Origin of the sequence: Mesorhizobium sp. M7A.F.Ca.CA.002.15.2.1 (genome assembly GCF_003998715.1) — a bacterium.
GTDB classification, from domain to species: Bacteria; Pseudomonadota; Alphaproteobacteria; order Rhizobiales; family Rhizobiaceae; genus Mesorhizobium; species Mesorhizobium ciceri.
In genome coordinates, this window is sequence record NZ_RZPI01000567.1 from 1 (window position 1) to 3,765 (window position 3,765).

Annotated in this window: 4 protein-coding genes; all 4 read right to left on the reverse strand. The window is 62.4% G+C overall.

What is annotated here, in order from left to right:
* Positions 1-1,078: alpha-hydroxy acid oxidase (locus ENZ74_RS25185; RefSeq protein WP_164761193.1), on the reverse strand; the 1,078-nt coding region annotated here is incomplete at its 3' end.
* 176 nt (positions 1,079-1,254) lie between these two features.
* On the reverse strand, positions 1,255-1,950 hold the full coding sequence (locus ENZ74_RS25190; RefSeq protein WP_013529987.1) for a phosphatase PAP2 family protein: 696 nt from the start codon (positions 1,948-1,950) through the stop codon (positions 1,255-1,257).
* A 127-nt stretch (positions 1,951-2,077) separates the two neighbouring features.
* Complete coding sequence (locus ENZ74_RS25195; RefSeq protein WP_013529986.1) at positions 2,078-2,950, reverse strand: cytochrome c1; 873 nt, start codon at positions 2,948-2,950, stop codon at positions 2,078-2,080.
* A 28-nt stretch (positions 2,951-2,978) separates the two neighbouring features.
* Positions 2,979-3,765 (reverse strand): cytochrome b N-terminal domain-containing protein (locus ENZ74_RS25200; protein WP_206522325.1); only part of this gene is annotated, 787 nt, incomplete at its 5' end.

Consider the following 3,765-nt stretch of genomic DNA (forward strand, 5'->3'; position numbering starts at 1 on the left):
GTTCGATCTCGACCCGCATCTGTTCGAGCGCCCGTTCCACGCCGGGCTGGCCGGCCGCCGCGAGCGGAAACAGATAGTAGCGTCCGACGCCGACGGCCTTGGCGCCGAGCGACAGCGCTTTCAGCACGTGTGTGCCGCGCTGCACGCCGCCATCCATGATGACGTCGATCCTGTCGCCAACGGCATCGACGATCTCGGCAAGCTGGTCGAACGCCGCCCGTGAGCCATCCAGCTGCCGCCCGCCATGGTTCGACAGCACGATGCCGCTGCAGCCGATGTCGACAGCGCGTTTGGCATCCTCCACCGACATGACGCCCTTGAGGCAGAACGGACCCGACCAGAGCTTGACCATCTCGGCGACGTCGTCCCATGTCATCGACGGATCGAGCATCTCGGTAAAGTAACGGCTGATCGACATCGTGCCGCCGCCCATGTCGACATGCTCGTCGAGCTGCGGCAGCTTGAAGTCCTCATGGATGAAATAGTTGATCGCCCAGGCCGGCTTGAGCGCGAACTGCGCCATTCCGGTAAGGTTGAGCTTGAAGGGAATGGCAAAGCCGGTTCGTTTGTCGCGCTCGCGGTTTCCCCCGGTGATGCTGTCGACGGTCAGCATCATCACCTCGACCCCGACCGCCTTTGCCCGCTGCATCATCGCCCGGTTAAGACCGCGATCCCGGTGGAAATAGAACTGGTAGACCTGCGGGCCGCTGCTGATGCTGCGCGCCTCCTCGAGGCTGACGGTGCCCAGCGACGACACGCCGAACATCGTGCCGTATTTGGCGGCGGCCTTGGCGACCGCGCGCTCGCCCTGGTGATGGAACAGGCGCTGCAAGGCGGTCGGCGAGCAATAGAACGGCATCGCCAGCTTCTGGCCCATGACCGTCACCGACATGTCGACCTCGCTCACCCCGCGCAGCACGTTGGGAACCAGATCGCAGGTCTCGAAGCTTTCGGTGTTGCGGCGATAGGTGACCTCGTCGTCGGCCGCGCCGTCGATGTAGTTAAAGATCGGCCCCGGCAGCCGCTGCTGCGCCATGCGGCGGTAATCGGAAAAGTTGTGACAGTCGCTGAGCCGCATCATCGAATTCCAAAGGCCATGGCGGGACAAGTTTCTCGCCACCGTTCGATGCATCGAATATCAACCTGTTGTCGGCGTGCCAACGGACTATTTTTCGAGCTGCCCTCCGGACATGGCCATGAGCAAAAAAAGGGACGCCGAAGCGCCCCTTTCTGGTCTAATCCGATTGACAAAGATTACATGCCGAGATCCGAACGAAGCTCGGCCCTGGCCACTTCATACTCGGCCTTGAAGTCGTCCCGGTTGAGCAGGACCGCGGCGATGACGCTGCCGGAAATCCTGCCCATCTCGACGTCGGACGCATAGTGGATGCCGCCGACCTCGCGGTTGTGGGCGTATTCGGCCGCACGCGCCATGATCTCGGCGCGCTTTTCCGGAACCATATCGGACAGGATGATGCCCATCATGGTGCCGACGGTGGCGTGGCCGGACGGCCAGGAACCCGAACTCGACAGCTTGACCGCCGGCTTGACGAGGTCGCTGAGCTGGTGCGGACGCGGGCGCTTCCAGATATCCTTGGCCGGATCGACGACGGCGCCTTCGGTGGCCACGACGCGGTCGAAGAAGGCGCTGAATTTGGGCAGCGTTTCCTTGTTGAATTTCGGCCCCATGACGTTGGCGAAGCGCCAGACATTCTCGTCGGCATCGGCGACGGCGCTGGCTACCATCTCGGGCGTGCGTGTCACCTGCAGCATCAGCACCTCGCCGAGTTCGGCCTTGGTCTGCGCCGAATCGTTTGCCGGCGGCGGCGGCAGGATCATCGTCAGGTCGACATCCTTGTTGGTGACGAAAGGCTGGGCGTCTTCCGCTTGCGCGGCCGAGCCGACGATGAGCAGCAACAGGCCTGCCGCGAGCGATGCGTATCTTTTCATGGGTGCGATCCTTTGATGAGAGCAGCACAGGATCGCCGGATGCGGTGACGGCCATGTGACATGGCCGGCTTCTGGAAATGCAAAAGGGCGCCTCTCGGCGCCCTTCGTGATCACTTGATCGTGTGGCTTAATGCGCCACGCCTTCCCACACCTTGCGCTTGGTGAGATAGACCAGCGCGCCGAACAAAAGCAGGAACACCAGAACGCGAAAACCGGTCTTCTTGCGGTCTTCCATATGCGGCTCGGCCGCCCATGCCAGGAAGGCGGAGACGTCGCGGGAATACTGGTCGATGGTCTGCGGCGCACCGTCATCATAGGTCACCTGACCATCGGAGAGCGGCTTGGGCATCTTCAGCGACACGCCGGACATGAAGTACGGATTGTAGTGGGTGCCTTCCGGGATGACCATGCCGGCCGGCGGTGTCTGGTCGTAGCCGGTCAGCAGCGAGTGGATATAGTCGGGGCCGCCCGCGTCGTACTGGGTAAAGATATCGAAGACGAACTGCGGAAAACCGCGTTCGACACCGCGAGCCTTGGCCAGCAGGGACATGTCTGGCGGAGCAGCACCGCCATTGGAGGCAGCGGCGGCTTCCTCATTGGCGAAGGGCGGCGGGAAGTGGTCGGACGGCTTGCCCGGACGGTCGAACATGTCGCCGGCATCGTTGGGACCGTCGTGGATGGTGTACTCGGCCGACAGCGTCTTGATCTGCGCATCGGAATAGCCGAGGTCCGACAGCGTGCGGAACGCCACCAGGTTCATCGAATGGCAGGCCGAGCAGACTTCCTTGTAGACCTTGAGGCCGCGCTGCAGCTGCGCCTTGTCATAGGTGCCGAATGGGCCAGTGAAACTCCAGTCCATTTCCTTCGGCTCGTCGATCGGGAAATGCGTCGGATTGGCCACATTGTGTGCCTCTTCGGCGGCGATCGCCCGAGTGCCCGCGGCCCCAGCGGCGACGGCCACAAGGCCGATCAGCGCCAGCGAGGTGAGAATCTTTTTCATGCCAAATCCCCTTAGATTCTCTACCCGCTCAGCCTTTGGTTTCCGGAGCCGCCGTAGCGCCCGCCGGATGTCCGCTGCCGCCCTTGTTCTTCTCGAGCACCGCCTCGGTGATCGAGTTCGGCAACCGTCGCGGCGTCTCAATCAGGCCGAGCACCGGCAGCGCGATCAGGAAGAAGGCGAAGTAGAACAATGTCGCCATCTGCGCCATGAACACATAGCTGCCTTCTGCCGGCTGCGAGCCCAGCCAGCCAAGCAGGATGGCATCGGCCACGAACAGCCAGAAGAACAGCTTGTACCAGGGCCGGTAAACCGCCGAGCGCACCTTCGAAGTGTCGAGCCACGGCACCAGGAACAACATGACGATGGCGCCGAACATGCATAGCACGCCGCCGAGCTTGGAGTTGATCGGCCCGACATTGAAGGTGATGGCGCGCAGGATCGCGTAGAACGGCAGGAAGTACCATTCGGGCACGATGTGGGCCGGCGTCTTCAGCGGGTTGGCGACGATGTAGTTGTCGGGATGGCCGAGATAGTTCGGCAGGTAGAAGACGAAATAGGCGAAGAAGAACAGGAACACGATCATGCCGAACGCGTCCTTGATGGTCGCGTAGGGGGTGAAGGCCACGGTGTCGGTCTTCGACTTGACCTCGATGCCCGTCGGGTTCGACTGGCCGACGACATGCAGCGCCCAGATGTGCAGCACGACAACGCCGGCGATCATGAACGGCAACAGATAGTGCAGCGCAAAGAAACGGTTCAGCGTCGGGTTGTCGACGGCAAAGCCGCCGAGCAGCAGCTGCTGGATCCAGTCGCCG